Source organism: Devosia sp. Leaf420, assembly GCF_001425445.1.
Taxonomy (GTDB): Bacteria; Pseudomonadota; Alphaproteobacteria; order Rhizobiales; family Devosiaceae; genus Devosia.
The window spans coordinates 228714-249041 of sequence record NZ_LMQU01000012.1 but is presented as its reverse complement, the minus strand read 5'-3'; the positions used below and the strand labels follow the sequence as shown (position 1 = coordinate 249041).

General features: G+C 62.4%; 17 protein-coding genes. 7 read left to right on the top strand and 10 right to left on the bottom strand.

What is annotated here, in order from left to right; genetic code table 11:
• Window positions 1-114: 114 nt before the first annotated feature.
• The 3 genes from ASG47_RS14500 to ASG47_RS14490 are packed head-to-tail and all read right to left on the bottom strand — an operon-like array spanning window position 115 to window position 6850.
• Window positions 115-717, bottom strand: a complete 603-nt coding sequence (locus tag ASG47_RS14500; protein WP_061910243.1) for an SAM-dependent methyltransferase — start codon at window positions 715-717, stop codon at window positions 115-117.
• Window positions 717-5045: a translocation/assembly module TamB domain-containing protein gene (locus ASG47_RS14495; RefSeq protein ID WP_061910241.1), complete on the bottom strand. Its 4329-nt coding sequence runs from the start codon at window positions 5043-5045 to the stop codon at window positions 717-719. Before ASG47_RS14495 ends, ASG47_RS14500 begins: the two co-directional genes overlap by 1 nt.
• Window positions 5045-6850, bottom strand: a complete 1806-nt coding sequence (locus ASG47_RS14490) for an autotransporter assembly complex protein TamA (RefSeq protein ID WP_082511786.1) — start codon at window positions 6848-6850, stop codon at window positions 5045-5047. The genes ASG47_RS14495 and ASG47_RS14490 overlap by 1 nt, the downstream gene beginning before the upstream one ends.
• A 413-nt stretch (window positions 6851-7263) precedes the next feature.
• On the opposite strand from ASG47_RS14490, the gene ASG47_RS14485 reads away from it, so the two are divergent.
• Window positions 7264-8040, top strand: a complete 777-nt coding sequence (locus tag ASG47_RS14485) for an SDR family NAD(P)-dependent oxidoreductase (RefSeq protein ID WP_061910239.1) — start codon at window positions 7264-7266, stop codon at window positions 8038-8040.
• 143 nt (window positions 8041-8183) lie between these two features.
• Here ASG47_RS14485 and ASG47_RS14480 read toward each other — a convergent pair whose 3' ends face one another.
• Window positions 8184-9218: an Ldh family oxidoreductase gene (locus tag ASG47_RS14480; RefSeq protein WP_061910237.1), complete on the bottom strand. Its 1035-nt coding sequence runs from the start codon at window positions 9216-9218 to the stop codon at window positions 8184-8186.
• A 265-nt stretch (window positions 9219-9483) separates the two neighbouring features.
• Here ASG47_RS14480 and ASG47_RS14475 point away from each other — a divergent pair, with 265 nt between their 5' ends.
• From ASG47_RS14475 to ASG47_RS14465, 3 genes are all read left to right on the top strand, one after another.
• Window positions 9484-10380 carry an aromatic ring-hydroxylating oxygenase subunit alpha gene (locus ASG47_RS14475; RefSeq protein ID WP_061910235.1) on the top strand — a complete coding sequence of 299 codons (897 nt, stop codon included), beginning with the start codon at window positions 9484-9486 and terminating at the stop codon, window positions 10378-10380.
• 175 nt (window positions 10381-10555) lie between these two features.
• Window positions 10556-12265 (top strand): Rieske 2Fe-2S domain-containing protein, encoded by a 1710-nt coding sequence (locus tag ASG47_RS14470; RefSeq protein WP_061910233.1) that lies wholly within the window; start codon window positions 10556-10558, stop codon window positions 12263-12265.
• Window positions 12266-12270: 5 nt separating this feature from the next.
• Window positions 12271-12912: a glutathione S-transferase family protein gene (locus ASG47_RS14465; RefSeq protein WP_061910800.1), complete on the top strand. Its 642-nt coding sequence runs from the start codon at window positions 12271-12273 to the stop codon at window positions 12910-12912.
• Window positions 12913-13072: 160 nt separating this feature from the next.
• Here the strand turns inward: ASG47_RS14465 and ASG47_RS14460 are convergent, their stop codons facing one another.
• Window positions 13073-13777, bottom strand: a complete 705-nt coding sequence (locus tag ASG47_RS14460; RefSeq protein ID WP_156464119.1) for a hypothetical protein — start codon at window positions 13775-13777, stop codon at window positions 13073-13075.
• Entirely contained in the window at window positions 13713-14201 is a 489-nt protein-coding gene (locus ASG47_RS14455; protein ID WP_061910229.1) for a hypothetical protein, read from the bottom strand. Before ASG47_RS14455 ends, ASG47_RS14460 begins: the two co-directional genes overlap by 65 nt.
• 246 nt (window positions 14202-14447) lie before the next feature.
• Between ASG47_RS14455 and fabV the strand changes: the two genes are divergently transcribed.
• A complete protein-coding gene (fabV, locus tag ASG47_RS14450; RefSeq protein WP_061910228.1) occupies window positions 14448-15617 on the top strand; it encodes an enoyl-ACP reductase FabV in 1170 nt (389 codons plus the stop codon).
• 28 nt (window positions 15618-15645) lie between these two features.
• On the opposite strand, the gene ASG47_RS14445 is transcribed toward fabV, so the two are convergent.
• Window positions 15646-16710 (bottom strand): lysine-2,3-aminomutase-like protein, encoded by a 1065-nt coding sequence (locus ASG47_RS14445; protein WP_061910226.1) that lies wholly within the window; start codon window positions 16708-16710, stop codon window positions 15646-15648.
• Window positions 16711-16823: 113 nt separating this feature from the next.
• Entirely contained in the window at window positions 16824-17882 is a 1059-nt protein-coding gene (gene epmA / locus ASG47_RS14440; RefSeq protein ID WP_061910223.1) for an EF-P lysine aminoacylase EpmA, read from the bottom strand.
• A 127-nt stretch (window positions 17883-18009) separates the two neighbouring features.
• Here epmA and efp point away from each other — a divergent pair, with 127 nt between their 5' ends.
• Window positions 18010-18579 carry an elongation factor P gene (gene efp / locus ASG47_RS14435; RefSeq protein ID WP_061910221.1) on the top strand — a complete coding sequence of 190 codons (570 nt, stop codon included), beginning with the start codon at window positions 18010-18012 and terminating at the stop codon, window positions 18577-18579.
• A gap of 135 nt (window positions 18580-18714) precedes the next feature.
• Here the strand turns inward: efp and ASG47_RS14430 are convergent, their stop codons facing one another.
• Together ASG47_RS14430 and ASG47_RS14425 are read right to left on the bottom strand one after the other, a co-directional pair.
• Window positions 18715-18936 (bottom strand): DUF2934 domain-containing protein, encoded by a 222-nt coding sequence (locus ASG47_RS14430; protein ID WP_061910219.1) that lies wholly within the window; start codon window positions 18934-18936, stop codon window positions 18715-18717.
• A 17-nt stretch (window positions 18937-18953) separates the two neighbouring features.
• Entirely contained in the window at window positions 18954-19442 is a 489-nt protein-coding gene (locus tag ASG47_RS14425; protein WP_061910218.1) for a ferritin-like domain-containing protein, read from the bottom strand.
• Window positions 19443-19597: 155 nt separating this feature from the next.
• On the opposite strand from ASG47_RS14425, the gene ASG47_RS14420 reads away from it, so the two are divergent.
• Window positions 19598-20308, top strand: coding sequence for a class I SAM-dependent methyltransferase (locus tag ASG47_RS14420; protein ID WP_061910215.1), 711 nt, complete (start codon window positions 19598-19600; stop codon window positions 20306-20308).
• Window positions 20309-20328: the final 20 nt, after the last annotated feature.

Here is a 20328-nt window from a genome sequence, read left to right as displayed (position 1 = left end):
AAACGCGGCGTCATTCCCGCGAAAGCGGGAATCCCATCGCACCGACGCAGAGATTCCCGCTTTCGCGGGAATGACGCGGTGGACGTTCAAGAAGGAGGGTGGAAGAACAACCCGCTATCCGGGCTTACGCGCCACAAGATCAACGAGATGCGACCGGCCTACATGCCGCGCGCCTTCGGCGAGCTCGACATCATGGTCCTGCAGCTGCAAAATCTCGAGACCGGCGAACTTCTCGGCGAGCAAAGCTTCGGTATAGAGGTTCTCGATCATGCTCGGCCCACCGGTCTTGTACTCGAGCTGGCGCGGACCATAGCCTTCCAGGATCAACAGGCCACCGGGCTTGAGGGTTCGTTGCATGCCCGCAAAGATCGCATCGCGCAGGTCAGGTCCGGCGAACTGAAAGAAGATGCCGACAACGACGTCGAACTGCTCAACCGGCCAACCATAAAGGGCGATATCGACGAGCTGTGGATCGAGAGCGACCCCACGCTTCTGCGCGAGCCGCCTGGCTTTCTCGATACCGACCGGCGAGGCATCAAAAGACACGACGCCCAGCCCCTGTTCGGCGAGCCAGACCCCGTTGCGCCCTTCCCCATCGGCGATGGCCAAAGCCGTCCCAGACTTGGGGAGCAGATGCGCCTGGCGCGCGAGGAAAGCGTTGGGCTCCTCTCCGAAAAGGTACTCGGACGTGCTGTAGCGCTCGTCCCAATAGCTCATCAGTAATCCTGCTCGTAATAGACGCCGACGCTCGAATTCCCATCCTGCCCCGCAGCGCCGCGCACGACGAGATCGTCGGTCACATCGAGATTGATCGACACTTTCGACTGTCCATTGGCCCCAGCCGTGACGCCAAGATAGACATTGTCCTGCAGATAGGTCCCGGCCTGCACGCCAACATTGCCCTGCGCATCTGTGACGACGTCGAGATCGGCGAGGCCGGCCGCACCGCGAAGACCATCGACGAGGCCGCCTCCACCGCCGCCGCCGACGAGCTCCGCCGCCGCGCCCGCAAGCTGAGCCAACTGGATCGGCGACAGTTCGCCCATGGAGCGCTTGAAGATCAGGCGGCTGAGGACTTCATCCTGCGGCAGGCTGGGGTTGGAACTGAAGCTCACATCAGGCGCCGAAGCGCGACCGGAAATGGTGACGAAAACGGTGATGTTGTCGCCCTCGGTCCGTGCCACGAAATAAAGCTGCGGATCGAGATCGCCGACCAGCGTCACAGTGCCCGTCTCGAAATCAAGCCGCTGGCCAAGCACGGAAAGACGACCGCGTTCGAGCGAGAAGGCACCGACCGGCTGGATATTGTTGAGCGGCCCGGCAAGCCGCACCGAACCGCCGACCTCGGCATCGAGACCACGGCCGCGAATGAAGATCTGGTTCGGCGCATTGACATTGACGTCGAGCAAGAGACCAGCCGACCGCGTCTGCGGAACCGGCGCACCAGCCGCATCGATCCGCGCGCGCTGCAGCGTCTGGCTGACGGCAGGCGGGGTATTGATGTGGCGCACATCGATCAGCGGCGTGCCGCCACCAAAGCCTTCCGGAACGGTGATATTGGCGTTTTCGATGGTGACGTTGCCGGCAAGCAGCGGCGTACCAAGAAGATTGCCAGTCAGCCTCAACCCGCCCGAAACGGTCGCGAGGAAAATCTCGCCATCCGAGTAGCGCGCCGAATTGATCGAGACGCTGAGATCGGCCGGGAATTGACCCGAAATGCCGACGGTACCCGAGGCCGAAGCCGAGCCACCCGTCGAAAGGTTGGCCGAAAGATTTTCGATCCGAGCCTGGGTGCCTGCAAGGCTTGCCCGGCCCGTAATGCCCGTCAAACGCAGGTTGAGCTCGGGATCAATATAGCCTGCGCCCGCGACGGAAACCGAGCCACCAAACTGTGGCGCGGAAATGCTGCCCGAGACATCGGCGTTGAAATTGGCTGTGCCGGAAAGCTGCCCGCCGCGATCGGCGACGAAGCGATTGGCGAGCGCCAGTGGCGCCGAACCGGTTAGAGACACGGCCAGCCCATTGCCCGCAAGCGGCACGCGGCCCGAGCCGGACACGGAGAGACCACCCGAGCCATTGGCCGCCAGCCGCTCAAGCGCCACTAAATTATTGGCATAGGTCCCGCTTGCCGTGATGCTCACCGGCGCAATGCCGAAGGGCTGGATGACGGCCGCATTGATGCCGCTGCCCTGCGCCTGGAACTGCACTTGGGGATCGGACGACGAACCGGAAATGACCGCCGTGCCCTCGAGCGTCCCGGCCAGACCAAGGCTCGGCACGATCGTATTGGCGATAGACAACGGCAGCGCCGAAATCTGGACGCGCATATTGAGCGTTTCGCCGGCCGTGCCGGTCGCCGTGATGCTGCCCGACCCGACATCGAACCGCAGCGCATCAAGCGACACGGCATTGTCGCGAACGATCAGTTCCGTCGGCGAAGCCAGCCGTGCGGCCAGCGTGCCTTGCGTCAGGTTGGCGCGATCGAGAGAGAGACGATAGCCGCCATCGGTCGGCGCCAAAGCACCAGCAAGATCGATACGAGTACCGGTCGCAAGCGCGGCTTCGCCATCAAAGCGCGTGGTGTCGCCGCTTTGGTCTGCGCGGGCATTGAGGCTCGTTATGGTGGCGCCGGCCGCCTTCACATCGCTGGCCGCAATCGTGCCATTGGCGACGGGCACGCCGAAGAGATCGCTGACCGTCCCGGTGATATCAGCGCGGCCGACGACGATATCGTTGACCGTCAAACCGCTGGCATTGGCCGTTAGCCCCACCTGCTGCGTGCCATCAACCGGCGCAAGAACCAGCGCCGCATTGACGCTGCCGGCAGCGTCCTGCAGGAGCAAAGCTGCCGCGAGCGACACATCCGGCGCGACGACGTCGAGCCGGCCCGTCAGCAAAGCGGTATCGACCGCACGGCTGACCGAACCAAAAATCCGCGTGCCGGCAATCTCGAAATTCAGGTCCTTGAGCGCCTGCTGCACTTCATCGACAGCGATCTGCGACGAGAGCGTTGCCTCATAGCCATCGAGCATGGCCGAGCCATCGACACTGCCGCTGATCTTGCCACTGAGCACGTCGAGGTTGAGCCCGAGCTTCGCATCGCGCAGCGTCCGGTCGATCAACCGGCCATCAGCCACATTGGCGTCGAGCGCGAGAACAACCGGCGCCTCGGCGCTGGTGGATTTGGCCGTGCCACGCACATTCAACGCGCCGGAGGCCTGATCGCTCAGAAGGCCGAGATCGGAGAGATCGAGCCCAATGGCAAAATTGGCTTCGGCCGTGCCATAGACGCCATCGGCGGTGAACTGCACCTGCGGATTGGTGATCGCAAAGTCGTCGGCGACGAGACCGGCCGGCGTGCGCGCCAGGCGGCCGGACAGCGCCACATTGCCCGCGAGCAAGGCATCGGCTGTCGGATCGTCGATGGTGAGATTATTGCCCGAACCATCAAAGGTCAGGTCAAAACCGCCACCAATAAAGGCGAGCGATCCCTCGGCATCGAGCGAGAGCGCACCGGTCAGGTCGCGCCCGGCCAGCGCCGAGAACGGCGCGATATTGTCGGTCTGAAGACCAATGCGCCCACGAAACCCGCCGCCGTCGATATTGCCCGAAAGTCCTGCCGTCAGCGCCTTGCCGACGACGCGCAACTGCGCCAGTTCAATCGGCTGCCCGGCATTCCAGAGGCCAGCAAGGCCAAGCCCGACGCTGTCCCCAAGCGCGGCGATGACAGCCTCGTCGCCGGTAATCCCGGACACGGCACCATCGCCATTGAAGGTGATCATGCGCTTCGTGGGATCAGCGAGAGCGCTTGCGACGCCATTGACGTTAAGGCCCACCCGCGCGGCCGAAAACTCATCGGTCACGAGCCCGTCGATACCGACATCAGCCCGCCAATCTTCCGAGCCATCTTCGCCAAAATCGATGACGAACTGCGCCGCGCGCACCTGCGTCGTGCCCGCCGCCGGCAGCGTCACGAGTCCACCCTGAGGATCGGCGATGGAAGCCTTCAAATCGAGGCGGGAGAGGAAATTGTCGGCCGTGGTGCTGGCCGTCGCTTCAAGCGCCAGTTGCCCGCCGGAAATATTGAGGGCGTTGAGATCGAACCCACCGGCGCTGCGCAGGAGGGCATTGGCCGTCAGCCGCGTATCGGCGCCGAAGAATGGGCGATACTGTTCGGCGATCAGGGTCGAGAGCGGCCCGCCGAGATTGGCGTCAATCAGATATCCGTCGGCATTCTGCGTGATCGTCGAAACGCCCGAAAGCGCCGTCTGGCCATTGGCGAGGAGATTGAGATCGGCACGAAGATCGGCAACCGGCCCCTGCCCCGCCAGCGTCAACTGCATGGCCGGCCGCCCCTCGATGCTGAGGAGATTGGCGAGGACGCCATTTTCCGGCTCGTTGAGATCGAGGTTGAGATTGATCTCGTTGCTGTCGCGCGCATATTTGAGGTCGAGATCGAGCGTGCCGCCCGGGCCATCAAGCCGCACGATATCGAGCGTCGTATCGAGATTGCCGCCATCGAGCTTGAGATTGCCCGCCAGCGAAATCTCAGAGCCAAGCCCGAACACGCCTTCGCCGAACGTCACCTTGGGGATCGACAGCTCACCAAGCTCGATCGCCACCGGAAATTCCGGCACCGAAAAACTACCCGCTTCCGGCGGCGGCAGGTCGACACCCTCGGCAGGAACGGCATTACGCAGATATTCGATCGAATCCGCTTTCAGCGAATTGACCTGCAGCCGGCCGGTAAACAGCGCCGTTTGGCTCCAGTTGAGGCTGGCATTATTGACGCGCAGCCACACGCCCTGCTGGTCGGAAATGGTGATCTCACGGATCGTCACATCCGAACCAAGCGCACCCTCGATATTGGAAAGGGTGATCTGCCGTTCAGGCGTCGATAGCCGATCCTGCACGAAACTCGTGAGCCAGTCCTTCTGCTCCTGGTCCGATCCATCCTGCGCCATCAGTGTCGCGGGAATAGCCGTCATGGGCACAAGAATGAGACCGACAAGGGCCAGCCGGCGATGATTGCGAGACCAAGCCATCAGAATGCCTGCCCTATGCCAGCGTAGATGGCATAATCGGGATCGCCGGCGCGCTTGTTGAGCGGAATGGCCAGATCGAGCCGCAGCGGACCAAGACCCGTATAATAGCGAGCACCAACACCGGCGCCGAGCCGCAGATCCTCAAGGCCGGGGAAGGTATCAGCCGCGACATAGCCGCCATCGACGAAACCGACCACGCCGATGCTCTCGGTCACCTTGGCGCGCGCTTCGAGCGAAGCCTCGAGCAGATAGCGGCCACCCGTCACCTGCCCATTGCCATTGTCGACGCCGATCGACTTGAACCCGTAGCCACGTACGGACCCGCCGCCGCCTGAAAAGAACAGTTTGTCCGGCGGAATTTCATTGAGTCCCGGCCCGAGCAGCGCGCCGCCCTTGATGCGACCGGCGAGAACGAACTGATCATTTTCGGAAAAACCAAAATAGGTGCGCGCTTCGGCCGTGACGCGCAGACCCATCTTGCCGAAGGCAAAGTCATAATAAGGCTCTGCCGTGCCGGCGGCATAAATGCCCTCGGTCGGATCGACCGTGCTGTTGCGGCCATCAAAGGTCGCGCCGGCATAAACGCCCAACGTCGAGAAATCGCGCGTGCCAAAGACGTCGTCGAAGCGGGCGCGCTCATAGCTCGCGCCGCCTTCAAGCGTCAGCTCATCGGAAAGATAATGGGTCAAGCCGACCCGTCCGAGCGCCGAAGTTTCGGTATAGGTCGGATAGATCGTCCGCTCGGCCGAAATGGCGGCGACAAGATCGGTATCCGGCGTCAAGAAGCCCGGCTTGGTAAAGGTGCCACCGAAGAAATAATCGAATTGCGCCGTATCGATCGGCCAGGCAATGCTGGCAACGCGCGCATCGAGCCTAAGCCGCTCGGCCTGGCCAAAGAGATTGCGCCAGAGGTGATAGCCTTCAATGCCGAGCCCATCGACGGTCGAGAAGCTCGCGCCTGCACCAAAGCGGCGGCCGGGTAATTCTTCGACGATCAACTGATAGGGCAAGAGCCCGTCGGGTCCGATTTCCTGCGCCGCCTGGAAACGCGCCGCGCGGAACACTTCGAGTCGATCAAGTCGCTTCTGCGCCCGCTCGATCTCGTCGGGATCGTATTCCTGACCCACGGCAAGCCCGGCCTGCTGCCGCACGAATTCGGGGTTCATGCGCTCGGTGCCGGTGACGTTGATATCGCCAAATGCCGCGATGCGGCCGGGATTGACTGTGATGGTGACATCGACCGTCTGCCGCGCATGGTCGGCGATCACATCGCGATTGACCACTTCTGCCTTGGCATAGCCCTGCTGCTGCCAAGCCTGCACCGCCAATTGCTCGGCGGCGAGAATGACGGAAGATCGCGCAATCTGTCCCGCGCCATAGCCGCGCATGACGGGCAGTTCGACTTCGTCACCGGCATCACTGGTCAGCGGCGCCTGATTGACGATGGCGACATTGTTGAAGGTGAAAAGCGGTCCTGCCGTCACAGCAATGGTGACATCAACCGGATCGGGCAGGTTCACGTCGGGCGCGAGGGTGGACGCTTCGACCCCACCGATTCGGATGCTGACGGCCGCGCCATAATGGCCTTCATTATAAAGCGCCGCGATGATGCGACGGTAATCACCCCGCGCCTTGGCAATCAGCCCGGCAGCGGCTGAGGCGGGCTCTGATTCGTCCGCGATCAGCGAGGAGGCATTGCGCGCTGCGGTTTCCACCGCGCCGCCCTCGCTCGAGGTGAACGTAACCACATAGGGCTGGGGGTCGACGATGACGGACTCTTCGGTCTCGTCCTCGAAAAACTTCATGCCAAAGAGTTCAAAACCATAAGCAGGCCCGACCGCTGCGGACAATGCAGCCGCGGCGAAACACAAGGCGCCAATACTCGATACCCAACGCGCTCTTTGCAGTGGACCAGTTCCCGACCGTTACGCTTCAACCAATAGGCGGAAGCTGAGAATAGAGGGACGGCAGGAAAGATTGGGTTAACCCTCCGCCGCGTGCCCGAGGGGCGATGCGTTCGGCGCGACTGTAGGTCGGCATTGCAGCGCGGGGCAAGCACCGGGGAAGAAATTGATGGTGCGAAAGGCAGATGCGTGGCCGATCGGCAACGCTGTTAATTCTGATCGTGCCGCTGCGAGCCACCACGCCTGTTGACGGCAACGCGCCTGCGGGTCCACCCTGAAACCCTCCCCTTCGACCATTCCTCCAGGACCGAAAAATGTACCAGCTGCTCGATCCCAGCCGCTTTGTCGTCTTCATCACCGGCGCCACCTCCGGCTTCGGCGAGGCTGCCGCCCGCCGCTATGTCGCTGCCGGCGGCAAGGTGATCGCAACCGGTCGGCGTCAGGATCGGCTGGAAAAGCTGCAGGCCGAGCTTGGCGCTGACAATTGCCACATCATCGCCCTCGACGTGCAGGATCGGGCCGCCATGGAAAAGGCGATCGCCGACCTTCCCGCGCCCTTCGACGGCGTCAACATCGTCCTCGCCAATGCCGGCCTCGCGCTTGGTTTGCAGCCTGCCGCCGAAGCCAATCTCGAAGATTGGGAGACCATGATCTCCACCAATATTTCGGGCCTCGTCTACACCGTCCGCCTGTTGCTGCCCGGCCTCATCGCCCGCGGCGGCGGCCATGTCGTTACTCTGGGCTCGGTAGCCGGCGAATATGCCTATCCCGGCGGCTCGGTCTATGGCGCGACCAAGGCCTTCGTAAAACAATTCGCCCTCAACCTCCGCTCAGACCTGCAGGGCAAGAAGGTCCGCGTCACCAATATCGAGCCGGGCCTGACCGAGACGGAGTTTTCCCTCGTCCGCTTCAAGGGCGACGAAGGCAAGGCCTCCGCGCCCTATTCCAAGACCAAGGCCATGAATGCCGACGACATCGCCGAAAGCATCTTCTGGGCGACGACCCTGCCTGCGCATGTCAACGTCAACAAGATCGAACTGATGGCGACGACGCAGGCGATCGGGCCGTTTGATATTTATCGGGAAGATTGAGGGTCCTCCGCGCCTCTCACACACTCAACGCCACACCTCCCCCTTGACGGGGGAGGGGGCGAGGGGAGCCACCATTTTCGAGCGTGTGAACACCCCTCCCCGTCAAAGGGGAGGGTGTCCATCGTGTGTGTGGACAGCCCTGCTTACACCCCCAAAAACCGCACCGTATCCGGGTCCAGCGGAATCCCCTCCTTCTTCCGCTTATCCATCTCCGACCATTCTCGATCCCCCGGCGCCATCACCCGCCCGCCTTTGCGCACGTGCGATCCCCGCAGGCTCTCGAGATAGCGTCCGATCGCGCGCAAAAACACCTCGCGCCCAGCGAACTTGTCCGGATCGATCACCAGCACGAAATGCCCCATGTTCCGCGGCGTCGAGATATCGTCCCCGCCATACATCGGGATGAAATCGCCATCGAGTGTCGTCCCGGTCAGCAGCGCCGAAAACAGCGTCGCGACCCCGGCAAGCGCCGCGCCCTTATAGCCATAATCCACACCGCCCAACGGCAGCAGCATATCCGCCTCATGCGGATCGGTCGTCGGTTGCCCATCCGGCGTCGCCGCGACACCCGCCGGCAGCTCCTTGTCGAGCGAGCGATGCAGCAGCACACGATTGAGCGGGATGGACGATGTCGCCATATCCAAGAGCCACGGCCGCCCCTCGGCCACCGGCGCCGCAAAGGCGAGCGGGTTGGTGCCGTGGAATTTTTGCGCCCCATCGAACAGCGCCACCATGGAATCGGTATTGGTCGTCGCAAAGGTCACAAAACCCTGCTCCGCCCCCGCCACCGCATAGGCCCCCGCCGCGCCGAGATGCGAGGAATGCTGAATGCCCACCGCCCCAACACCGGCTTCGCGCGCCAGTTCGATCCCAACCTCGACCGCCTTGTACGCCGCATAGTGCCCGAGCCCATCATCGGCATGGATCAGCGCACTCCCCGCCCCGCGCTTGTCGACCGTCAATTGCGGGTTCTGGTTGAGCCGCCCACCGCCCAACATCCGGCAATAATGCTCGGTCAACCGCACGCCATGGCTGTCCACGCCCACGAGCGAAGCATGCAGCATCGCCCGGATCGCGGCGGCACGCGACGCTTCACTCGCCCCCGCCTCCGCCAACCGCGCCTCAACCTGGCTGCGCACCAGGGCCTCGGGAAAGCGTGGGGTGGTTTGATTGTCCATAGTGTCCTCCTGTGAGCAGTCTAGACACGCTGTCCACGAGGCGGAAGCCGAAACCTCCCCACCGTCATTGCCCGACTTGTTCGGGCAATACAACTCTCCGCGCACTCCGGAGTATCCCATGGATCACCGGGACGAGCCTGGTGATGACGGCGGCGGGGCAAGCGGTATGCACTGCCCAAACCTTAACCGCACACCCTCACCCGCACTTTTTGTTGGCACGCCCCGTCCACATCGCTATTCTCCTGCGAACCTCGAAAGCACGCCCATGCCCAAAGCCCCAGACCCCATCACCCGCGATCTCTGGCACGTCGTCGCCGCAACCGACGAGCTCAAGATCGGCCTTATCGAAACCACGCTCCTCCTCGATCGCCGCCTCGCCATGACCCGCGGGCTCGATGGCGAGCCGGTGGTTTGGTTCGCGACCGATGAAGAAAACGGCGAGGATATCGACGCGGAAACGGTGCTCGATCGCCTGCCGGTGAAAACCGCCTATGGCTATACCTGGACATGCCTCGGCACACCATCGGCCGATCTCTTCCCGATTCCAGAATTTGCCGAAGCCGACCGCGTCAACATGAGCTGCGGCTCCATCGGCATTCACGTCTCCGCTCCCCGTGCCGTCGAGAATTTCCTCGACATGGGCCACTTTCCCTATGTCCACACCGACATCCTCGGCTCCGAGCCACATACCGAGGTCAAGGAATACGACGTGGAAGTTTCGGAAGAGCGCGACGAAGTGCTCGCCACCAAGTGCAAATTTATGCAGCCGCGTGCCGCCAAATCCGCGACCCAGGCCATGGAAGTCGAATACGTCTATCGCGTGCCGCATCCCTTCTGCTCGGTGCTCTATAAATCCTGCCCCGAGGACGAAAGCCGCCGCGATGTCATCGGCATTTTCCTCCAGCCCATGACCGAAGAAACCTGCCGCGCGCATCTCCTGCAATCGATGATCGACTCGACCTCGACCATCACCGACCTGCGCCGGTTCCAGCAGACCATCTTCGGCCAGGACAAGCCGATCCTCGAAAACCAATATCCCAAGAAACTACCGCTCGATCCGCGCTCGGAAACCCCCATCCGCGCGGATAAGTCAGCCATCGCCTATCGGAGATGGCTGAGCCAGAAGGGGATTACGTATGGGGTGATTCCCCAGGCGAATTGACCGCCAAACCACGGCGTCATTCCCGCGAACGCGGGAGTCCCCGCCACAAGGTAAGATCCCCGCTCTCGCGGGGATGACGCCGAGCAAAAAGACGAGACACCCCGTACGCCAGGGTGGCAATCGTGACTAAAAATTCGATCGTGGCGCGATCCTCAAACTTTGGATCTGATCGACAATGCCCCTCAGTCTATCCGACCCCACCTGGTATCCCATCGCCTCGAGCGAGGACCTGCCCTTTCGCCATGTCTATCATGGCCAATTGCTCGGCCGCGAATTGGCCGTCTGGCGGGCTGACGATGGCAATGTAAATGCCTGGGAAAACCGGTGCCTCCATCGCGGCGTGCGCCTCTCCATCGGCATCAACGAGGGCCAGGAGCTGAAGTGCCAGTATCATGGCTGGCGCTATGCCAATCGCTCTGCCGGCTGCACCTATATTCCGGCCCACCCGGCAGACGCCCCCGCCCGCCGCATCGAAAACCGCAAATATCCCGTCCGAGAAGCCTTCGGGCTCATCTGGTCTGCAGCGAACGATGACCAGCCCTTTGCCCCCTTCCCCGGCGCTGAGGACCACGATTGGTTCGCACTGCGTCCCGTACCGGTCAATGCCACGCCCGAAGACGTCCTCGCCGGCCTCTCCCGCCTAGCGCCCGATGATCAGCCTGTCGAGTTCATCCCCGGCCGCGCCGTTACGCTGGGCAGCGCCCATTTCTTCGTTCAGCCCGTCGACGCTGCCCGCTCGGTCATCCGCGGCATCCTGCCGGAAAAGCCGGCCGACGAGATCGCGACGCTGCGCTATTACAACGAGCAATTGACCAAGCTGCGCGACAGCCTCGAACGCGCCGCCGCCAAAAAGCCGGCGCCCGAGCCGCTGCAGCCGGTCTTTGAAAAAGTCTCGGTCGAACTCTCGACCATGCCTGATATTGCCGTGCCGCGCGGCAATACCTTCCCGGTCGTCGTCAAGCGCAAGTGGCAGTCTGCCGATGGCGTCATCGGCTTCGAACTTGCCGACCGCGATGGCAAGCACCTGCCGACCTTCCAGCCCGGCGCCCATATAGACGTGCACCTGCCAAATGGCCTCGTGCGCCAATATTCGCTGACCAACGGACCCGGCGACCTGATGAGCTACACCATCGGCGTCAAGGCCGAGAGTGCGTCCAAGGGCGGCTCGAAGGTCTTGGTCGAAACCGTTCGCGAGGGCGACGTGCTCGCCATTTCTGAGCCGCGCAACAATTTCCCCCTCCGCCGCGACGCCACCCGCACCGTGCTCATCGCCGCCGGCATCGGCATCACGCCGCTCCTCTCCATGGCGCGCTTCCTCGATAAGTCGAGCCTCAACTACGAGCTGCACTATTTCGCCCGCGCCAGCGAAACCATGGCCTTTTCGAGCGAGCTCGACGTGCTCCACGGCCGGGCCGACCGCCATATCGGCCTCACGCGCGAAGCCATCAAGGCCAAGGTCGCCGAGGTGCTTGGCCAATACCAGTTCGCCAACCATGTCTATATCTGCGGCCCCGGCGCCATGCTCGAAATGGTGCAGGAAACCGCGACCGCGCTCGGCTGGCCCGACGAAGCCGTGCATTTCGAATATTTCCAGAACGACAAGACCATCGATGCCTCCTCGGCCTTCGATGTCGAACTCGCCCGCTCTGCCATGACGCTCCACGTCCCGGCCGGCCGCACCATCCTCGAGACCATGCGCGAAGCCGGGCTCACCGTCCCCTCCTCCTGCGAGCAAGGGGCCTGCGGCACCTGCCTCACCGGCGTCATCGAGGGCGAAGTCGATCACCAGGACGTCTATCTCAACAAGACCGAGAAGGCGTCCAACACTTGCATGATGACCTGCGTCAGCCGCGCGAAGTCCGGCCGCCTGGTTCTGGATATCTGACAATGATCATAACGCTTTACGACTTCGAGCTCTCGGGCAACTGCTACAAGCTGCGGTTGCTGATGAACATTCTCAACGTGCCCTATGCGATTCATCCGGTTGATTTTTTCCCCGGTCGCGAACACAAGGCCGACTGGTTCCTGCGTCTCAATCCGTTCGGCCAATTGCCAGTGCTGAAAGACGACGATCTTGTCCTCTCCGACTCCGGCGCCATCCTCGTCTATCTCGCCAAGAAGTTCGACACGTCGGGCCAATGGTTTCCCGATGATCCGGCTGTCACCGCCGAAATCCTCCGCTGGCACGCCGTCGCCGACGATATCACCGCGACCTCATCTGCTGCCCGCCTTGCACTCGGCTACAGCTATCCCTTCGATATCGAAAAAAGCCAAATGGGCGCGCATCGCATCTTCCGCATTCTCGATGAACATCTCTGGTTCGGCGAGAAATCCGGCCGCGACTGGCTCTGCGCACCGGCTCATCCGACCACCGCCGACATCGCCTGCTTCCCCTATGTGATGCTGAGTGAAGAAGGCGGCATCGGCCGCCAGGACTACCCCGCCCTCCGCCGCTGGACGGATAGGGTACGGCGTGTACCGGGGTTCACGGTAATGTCCGGGATTTTCCCCGCAGGGCCAGCGAAGAGCTAGCTCCTTTCTTCACCTCTCCCTCTGGGGGAGAGGTCGGCCCGCAGGGCCGGGTGAGGGGGGCTTCTGAAGCCACGTTGCCTCTAAAAGGCCCCCTCACCCCACCCTCTCCCCCAGAGGGAGAGGGGGCGCAGGAGCCGAAAACCCACCGCCACGTGAGCGATTACGACTTCACCTTCCCCGTCGGCTGCGCCACCTTCCAGCTCTGATAATCATCCGCCGTACAGCCAAATGGCGCGCGATCATCGCCGAAGCGCTTGTAGAGCTGCTCGCAGCCCCAGGTGTTCAGCGGCTCGGGCATGATGTTGTTGATTTCGATCCCGATGGAATCGAACGCATCAGGCGCCGAGGTCACGTAATAGAGCCAGAAGCCGAAGAACGCGACGACCGCCAGCACGATCACGCCCAGGCCCGCCGCGAGACCGCGTAGGATATTCGGCCCGCGCTTGACCGTAGGCGACGGATTGGCGGCGCGCACGACGCCACGCTGCTCTTGCTCGGCGTCAAATGCCGCAAGCGCCGCCTGGCGTTCGCCTTCGGTCATCTCGATGCGCTCGAGCCGGCTATCGAGCAGGATCGGCGTTTTGCTCTGCTCGTGCAACACCGCAAGGCCAACCGGCTTGCCGGCTTCGTCATAGCCGATCAGCGGCTCCTGCCCCTTGTCCATGAAGGTGCGAATGTTCCGCTTGGAAGGCGAGCGGATATTGTCGAGATAGGTCACGGCGTCCTTGCCGCGCACCTTCTTGACCTCGATCACCTCGACCGGCACGACGTTCAAGCGCCCCGGCCCGGCCACCGCGCGATTAGCCCGTCCTGCCTGTAGCCCGGCAAAAAGCATGGCGATGGCGCCACCGCCAAAGAGCAACATGAAGACCGCCATGACGATGGTACGGTTCCAGCATGTCGAGCCCGAGGCTGAGCGTTGCGAGGTCTGGATTGTCCCGCGAGACCACGAGATCAACCGTGTAATCGCCGCTGCTCAGGTCGAAAAAGGCGAGCGTGATATATTTCTGATAATCCTGCCCGTCATAGGAATAGGTCACATTGGCTTCGCAATCGGTTAGCCCGCGGCGCGAGGAGCACTCGCCATCGACCATGTCCCAATCGTCGAGCACCACAGGATCGCGGCTCACTTCCCAGTCGCGCAACAGTCCCGGCCCCTGCCACCAGGCAAGGCCAATGGCCATTGCGGAGAGGATGACGAGCGTAAACAGAAAGCCAGCCGGCACCGCAAAGGGTTTTGGCGCCAGCGTCAGCGATCGGCTCGGCAAGGGAAGTGCGACTTGGGACATGGATGCCTCTTGATGTGTCAGCGATAGGCCCGATTTCGTGGCAATGAATAGGATCACGCGCGCGTGAACCAGCCGTGACTTCACCCAAATTGTGGAAAATCTGTGCCAGCCGAACACTTTCTGCCCGAAAGTACTGCAAACAACGTCGTGCCAAACCTGTTGTCGCCCCGGGCAAAACCCCAAGCGGCGGCTAGCACTTTCGCCACATTCGGTCTATTGGCTTGAGCAAATCGAGGAGAAAATCCCATGATCATCGAGCCCAAGATCCGCGGCTTCATCTGCACCACCGCTCACCCCACTGGCTGCGCCACCAATGTGCAGCGCCAGATCGATCACGTCGTAATCAAGGGCCCGATCCCCTCCGATCGCAAGCGCGTCCTGGTGCTCGGCTGCTCGACAGGCTATGGCCTCGCCTCGCGCATCGTCACCACCTTCGGCTCTGGCGCCGATACGGTCGGCGTTTCTTTCGAGCGCGAACCCGGGGAAGCCAAGCCCGCCTCCGCCGGTTGGTACAATAACCGCGCCTTCGAAAATCGCGCTCGCGCCGCCGGCGCCAAAGCCGTGACCATCGAAGGCGACGCATTCTCGGACGCCGTCAAGGCCGAGACCGTCGAAGCCATCAAGTCGACCCTCGGTCAGGTCGATCTCATCGTCTATTCCCTCGCCTCCCCGGTCCGCACCGACCCCAAGGACGGCATCACCTATCGCTCGGCCATTAAGCCCTATGGCACCGCGGTAACGTCGAAGACCCTCAACACCGGCACCGGCGAAGTCTCGGAAATCTCCGTAGAGCCCGCGACCGAGGAAGAAGCCCAGGCGACCGTCAAGGTCATGGGCGGCGAAGATTGGGAACTCTGGATCAAGGCCCTGTCGGAAGCCGGCGTCCTCGCCGACGACTTCACGACCCTGAACTACACCTATCTCGGCTCCGAGCTGACCTGGCCGATCTATCACAAGGGCACGCTGGGCAAGGCCAAGGGCGATCTCGATCGCGCCGCCGCCGCCATCCGCGCCGCCCATGGCGATAATTCGGCTCATGTCGTCGCGCTCAAGGCCGTCGTAACCCAAGCGAGCTCTGCCATTCCCGTCGTGCCGCTCTATGGCACCCTGCTGATCAAGGTCGAAGACGAAATGGGCCTCGGCGAAGGCCCGATTCAGCAGATCGATCGCCTTTTCCGCGACAAGCTCCAGGGCGTCATCGTCCTCGACGACGCCAGCCGCGTCCGCGTCGACGATTGGGAACTGTCCAATGCCATGCAGGCCGAACTCAAGAAGCGCTGGGCCGTCCTCAACACGGAAAACTTGGCCGACCTCGCTGACCTGCCAAAATACCGCGAGGAGTTTTTGAAGCTCTTCGGCTTCAGCGTCGGCGGCGTCGATTATTCCAAGGACGTCGATCCGCGCGTCGTCGAATAAAAGTTTTGGGGCGACGCGGCGCCCCTTTTCATTCCGGCGGATAGGCGTGCTCGCCGCCCTGCCAATCGCGCACGGTAAAACACCCGTCGCCGCCCGAAACCGTCGCGGCGCCGATATCCGCCTTGCCATGGCCACCCGGAATATCGAGCACATAGGTCGGCTGGCACAGGCCCGAAATCCGCCCGCGCAAGGCCGCAACCAGCGCCTGCCCCTCTTCGATGCCGATCCGGAAATGGCTCGTCCCCGGCGCCAGGTCCGGATGGTGCAGATAATAGGGCTTGATCCGGTTCTCGACAAAACCCCGCATCAGCGCCGCCAGCGTCTCGACATCATCGTTGACCCCGCGCAGCAGCACCGATTGGCTCAGCAGCGCCACGCCACCATCGAACAGCCGCTTGAACGCCTGCCGCGCGGCCGGCGAAAACTCGCGCGGATGATTGGCATGGACAGCAAGATACGTCGTCTTGCCGCTCACCATCAGCGCCTCGACCATCGCATCGTCGATCAGCTCCGGCTCGACCACCGGCACCCGCGTATGAAACCGCACGATTTTAACGTGCTCGATCTGCGCCAGCCGCTGCATCAGCCCAGTCAACCGCCGCGGCGACAGCACCAGCGGATCGCCGCCGGTGAGGATCACTTCCCAGATTTCCTCATGCGCCGCGATATACTCCATCGCCGCATCGAGTTCCGGCCCGGTCAGCGTCCCCAGCCCCTGCGGCCCCACCATCTCGCGGCGGAAACAGAAGCGGCAATAGACCGGACAGACATGAACCGCCTTAAGCAGTACCCGGTCGGGATAGCGATGAACGATCCCCTCGACGGGCGAATGCGACAGGTCGCCGATGGGATCAGCGCGCTCTTCCGGCGTAGTCAGCAGTTCAGCTTCAGTCGGCACAAACTGGCGCGCGATCGGGTCATTGGAGTCAGCGGGGTCGATGAGTTCGAGGACGGCCGGCGTGATGCCGATTGCATAGCGCTCGGCAACCGCATCGAGCGCGCCAGCATCCTGCACCAGCCCAGCTTCAACCAGGGCTTTAGTGGACTTAACGGTGCGAGACCCCTCATCCGCCCTTCGGGCATCTTCTCCCACAAGGGGAGAAATGGGCTCATTGCTTGCCTCAGGAGTGGAGCCCCCCCTCGCCCCTTGTGGGAGAGGGTGGATCGACCGAAGGTCGAGACGGGTGAGGGGTTTCTTCGCCAAACTCATTCCGCCACCGGCGCCCAAAGCACCGCCTCAATCCGCTGCGCACCCGTTGCCAGCATCACCAATCGATCAAACCCCAGCGCAACCCCGCTCGCCTCAGGCATCAGCTCCAGCGCCGCGAGAAAATCCTCGTCGACCGGATAACGCTCGCCATAGATCCGCGCCTTCTCGTCCATCTCGGAGACAAAGCGAACCCGCTGCTCGGCAGCATCGGTCAGTTCGCCAAACCCATTGGCCAGCTCCACGCCACACGCATAGACTTCGAACCGCTCGGAAACCCGCCGATCGCCCGGCACCCGCCGCGCCAGCGCCGCCTCGCAGGCCGGATAGCGATCCAGAACCGTCACCCGTCCATTCCCCAGCTTCGGCTCGACTTTTTCAACGAGGATCAGGCTGAACAGATAGCTCCAACTGCGATCCTCCGGCACATCGAGCCCCACAGAGATCATCTGCGCCGCCAGCGCTTCGCCGTCCGGCACCCCCTCGGCGTCCATCGTGGCGAGCAAATCCACACCCGCATGCGCCAAAAACGCATCGGCAACACTGACCCGCTCCGCCTCGGCCCGTGGATCACACACCCGTCCGCGAAATTCGAACTGGGCAATCCCGGTCACTTCCGCCGCGAGCCGGATGATCGCCAAAGTATCGTTTATGATGGAATCGTAGCCCTCGCCTGCCCGATACCATTCGAGCATGGTGAACTCAGGATGATGCAGTGCCGAGCGCTCGCGATTGCGCCAGACATGCTGCAGGCTCGTAATCCGCGTCTCGCCTGCCGCGAGCAACTTCTTCATGGTGAATTCGGGCGAGGTATGAAGATACATCGCCTGCCCTCCCCCATCATTGCCGATCATCGTCGTCGCAAAGGCATGGAGATGCGTCTCGTTACCCGGCGAGCGCTGCAGCCCCGGCGGATCGACGATGAGAAAATCCCGTTCGGCAAACCACCCCCGCACCCGCGCATCGAACCGGCTGCGCGCCAGAAGCGCCGGACGCCGATCGGCGTGGCGCTCGGGCGCCCACCAGGGCGAGGAGGATTGAGGGATCGAAGCGGTCATGCGGTTTCTTGCCGTGCCGGACTGGCGAAATGGTGCGGAATAGGATATCGGGCGCTCGACAACAGTTTATCGGCACGCGGACGGCTCAGGCTCTAGTACGCGCCATCGACACGAACAAGGAAGAAATATGGTCAAGGTCATCGCCTCGTCCCTGCGCAAAGGCCATGTGGTCGAGCAGGATGGCAACCTCCACGTCGTTCTGACTGCGGAAAACGTTCATCCCGGCAAGGGCAATTCCATCACCAACGTCAACATGCGCCGCATCTCCGATGGCGTGAAGGTCGTCGGTCGCTGGCGCACGGTGGAAATGGTCGAAAAGGCTGACGTCGACGACCGTATCTACGACTATCTCTATTCGGATGGCGAAGGGCACCATTTCATGGACCCGGACAATTACGAGCAGCTGGTTGCGCCCGATGACGTCATCGGCGAACAGGCCGCATACCTCTCCGATGGCATGAAGGTTCACCTCATGACCTTCGAAGGCGTGCCGCTCTCGATGGAATTGCCGCAACGCATGTCGTTCGAAGTCGTCGAGACCGAGCCTGTGGTCAAGGGCCAGACGGCCTCTTCGTCCTATAAGCCAGCCGTCCTCAACAATGGCCTCCGCGTCATGGTCCCGCCCCACATCGGCGCCGGCACCCGCATCGTCATTCTCACGGAAGACAATTCGTACGTGGAGCGTGCGAAGGACTGAGCTGCGGCGGCGCTCCGCGCCGACAAAACTCCCCGGTGGGGAGTTTTGAGCAGCTCAGGCCCGGAGAGCTACGCTCGCAGGGCCCAGCGCTACCAAGTGCGCAGAACAAAAAAACGGGCCCTTTCGGGCCCGCTTTCATTTCCCCTCGATTTCCTTTTCGGCCTCATACCAAAAAAGCTCCGAGCTATCCGCCGGCGTGCCTTCGGCAAGCCAGCGGTCATAAGCCAGTTGACGCAGATGCATTTCCTTGGCCTTGAGCCAATACTCCGTTGCCCTCCCCTCGGGATGTCCATCCTGTTGCGACAGGAAGTAAGCCGTTTGGCGAATCCGCTCGGCAAGGGCAGTGTTTTTCTGCATCGGCAATCCCGCTAGGGTTAAGCGGCCCTTTGGTTCACGGAGGCGAGAGCGACCTGGCTCAGCTTCTTGTCGGTCGCTTCTTCTTCCTTCAGCGTTTCGGAAAGCAGTTGGGCGATGTCGTTGTGGCCGAGCTGCTTGGCCCAAGTCACGAGCGTGCCATAGCGCGCGATTTCATAATGTTCGACAGCCTGTGCGGCCGCCACGAGGCCGGCGTCGAGCGCCGTCGCGCCCTTATATTCGTCCATAATTTCCTTGCCTTCTTCCAGAATGCCAAGGATTGCATCACACGTCTTGCCGCGGGCCGGCTTGCCTAGAATGTCAAAAACCTGCTGCAGGCGTTCCACCTGGCCTTCGGTTTCCTGGTGGTGCTGCTCGAAGCCGGCCTTCAACTCGGGCGAAGTTGCCGCCTTTGCCATCTTCGGCAGCGCTTTGAGGATCTGCCGTTCGGCATAATAAATGTCTTTAAGAGTATCGAGAAACAGATCGTCGAGTTGCTTGTCAGCCATTTTGTGCTCGTCTCCAAGAATTTGCTTTAAAGAATTCGTTTGAGATGACGCTGCCTCTGCAACGGCGCTTCCCGTGAGTGGTTCCGCCGCAAAAATCACGATCTGGTCTGGGAACCCGCATCCCGCGTAGAGTGACCACGAGGAGATTCTGCCCCATGCCGACATCGCTCTACCCCGCCGATTTTTACGCCGATCGGCGGACTCATACGGCCCATGCCGCGAGCCGCATTTTCGGCAGCCTTCCGAAGGGTCTCAAGCGCGACCGCGTCGCCGATATCGGCTGCGGCACCGGCACTTTCCTCGCCGCCTCCGGCGCCCACTATCGCTTCGGCATGGAAGGCGATTGGGTGCGCCCCGAAATGCTCGACGATCCCGGCATAGACTTTCGCGGCCACAACCTCGAACAGCCCTTTTCCGGGCCCAAAGTCGACCTGGTACTATCCTTGGAAGTCGCTGAGCACTTGGCCCCCAGCCGCGCCGAGAGCTTCGTCGCGGACCTCGCCGCCATGGCCCCCGCCGTGCTCTTTTCCGCCGCCATTCCCGGCCAGGGCGGCGTCGGCCATGTCAACGAACAATGGCCGAGCTTCTGGGCCGGCCTTTTCGCCGCCCATGGACTCAAACCCTATGACGTCATCCGCGACAAGATCTGGACCGACGACGCCATCCCCGCCTGGTACCGCCAGAACGCCATTCTGTGGCTCGACGAAAACACCGCCGATTCACTTGCATTAACGCCGACCCCGCCCGAATTGCTCGACCGCGTCCACCCCGCCTTCTGGGCCAGAGCCAATCGCGAACTACAATATGCGAATGCATTGCCGGAATCGGAAGTGTTGCGACGACAGGCGGAGCAGGAGCAGCAGTAGCCCCTGGCCCCCACCGCCAC

Coding starts and splice junctions, on each gene's coding strand:
- ASG47_RS14500 (WP_061910243.1), bottom strand. CDS start 717: ATGAGCTATTGGGACGAGCGCTACAGCACGTCCGAGTACCTTTTCGGA.
- ASG47_RS14495 (WP_061910241.1), bottom strand. CDS start 5,045: ATGGCTTGGTCTCGCAATCATCGCCGGCTGGCCCTTGTCGGTCTCATT.
- ASG47_RS14490 (WP_082511786.1), bottom strand. CDS start 6,850: ATGAAGTTTTTCGAGGACGAGACCGAAGAGTCCGTCATCGTCGACCCC.
- ASG47_RS14485 (WP_061910239.1), top strand. CDS start 7,264: ATGTACCAGCTGCTCGATCCCAGCCGCTTTGTCGTCTTCATCACCGGC.
- ASG47_RS14480 (WP_061910237.1), bottom strand. CDS start 9,218: ATGGACAATCAAACCACCCCACGCTTTCCCGAGGCCCTGGTGCGCAGC.
- ASG47_RS14475 (WP_061910235.1), top strand. CDS start 9,484: ATGCCCAAAGCCCCAGACCCCATCACCCGCGATCTCTGGCACGTCGTC.
- ASG47_RS14470 (WP_061910233.1), top strand. CDS start 10,556: ATGCCCCTCAGTCTATCCGACCCCACCTGGTATCCCATCGCCTCGAGC.
- ASG47_RS14460 (WP_156464119.1), bottom strand. CDS start 13,777: ATGTTGCTCTTTGGCGGTGGCGCCATCGCCATGCTTTTTGCCGGGCTA.
- ASG47_RS14455 (WP_061910229.1), bottom strand. CDS start 14,201: ATGTCCCAAGTCGCACTTCCCTTGCCGAGCCGATCGCTGACGCTGGCG.
- fabV (WP_061910228.1), top strand. CDS start 14,448: ATGATCATCGAGCCCAAGATCCGCGGCTTCATCTGCACCACCGCTCAC.
- epmA (WP_061910223.1), bottom strand. CDS start 17,882: ATGACCGCTTCGATCCCTCAATCCTCCTCGCCCTGGTGGGCGCCCGAG.
- efp (WP_061910221.1), top strand. CDS start 18,010: ATGGTCAAGGTCATCGCCTCGTCCCTGCGCAAAGGCCATGTGGTCGAG.
- ASG47_RS14430 (WP_061910219.1), bottom strand. CDS start 18,936: ATGCAGAAAAACACTGCCCTTGCCGAGCGGATTCGCCAAACGGCTTAC.
- ASG47_RS14425 (WP_061910218.1), bottom strand. CDS start 19,442: ATGGCTGACAAGCAACTCGACGATCTGTTTCTCGATACTCTTAAAGAC.
- ASG47_RS14420 (WP_061910215.1), top strand. CDS start 19,598: ATGCCGACATCGCTCTACCCCGCCGATTTTTACGCCGATCGGCGGACT.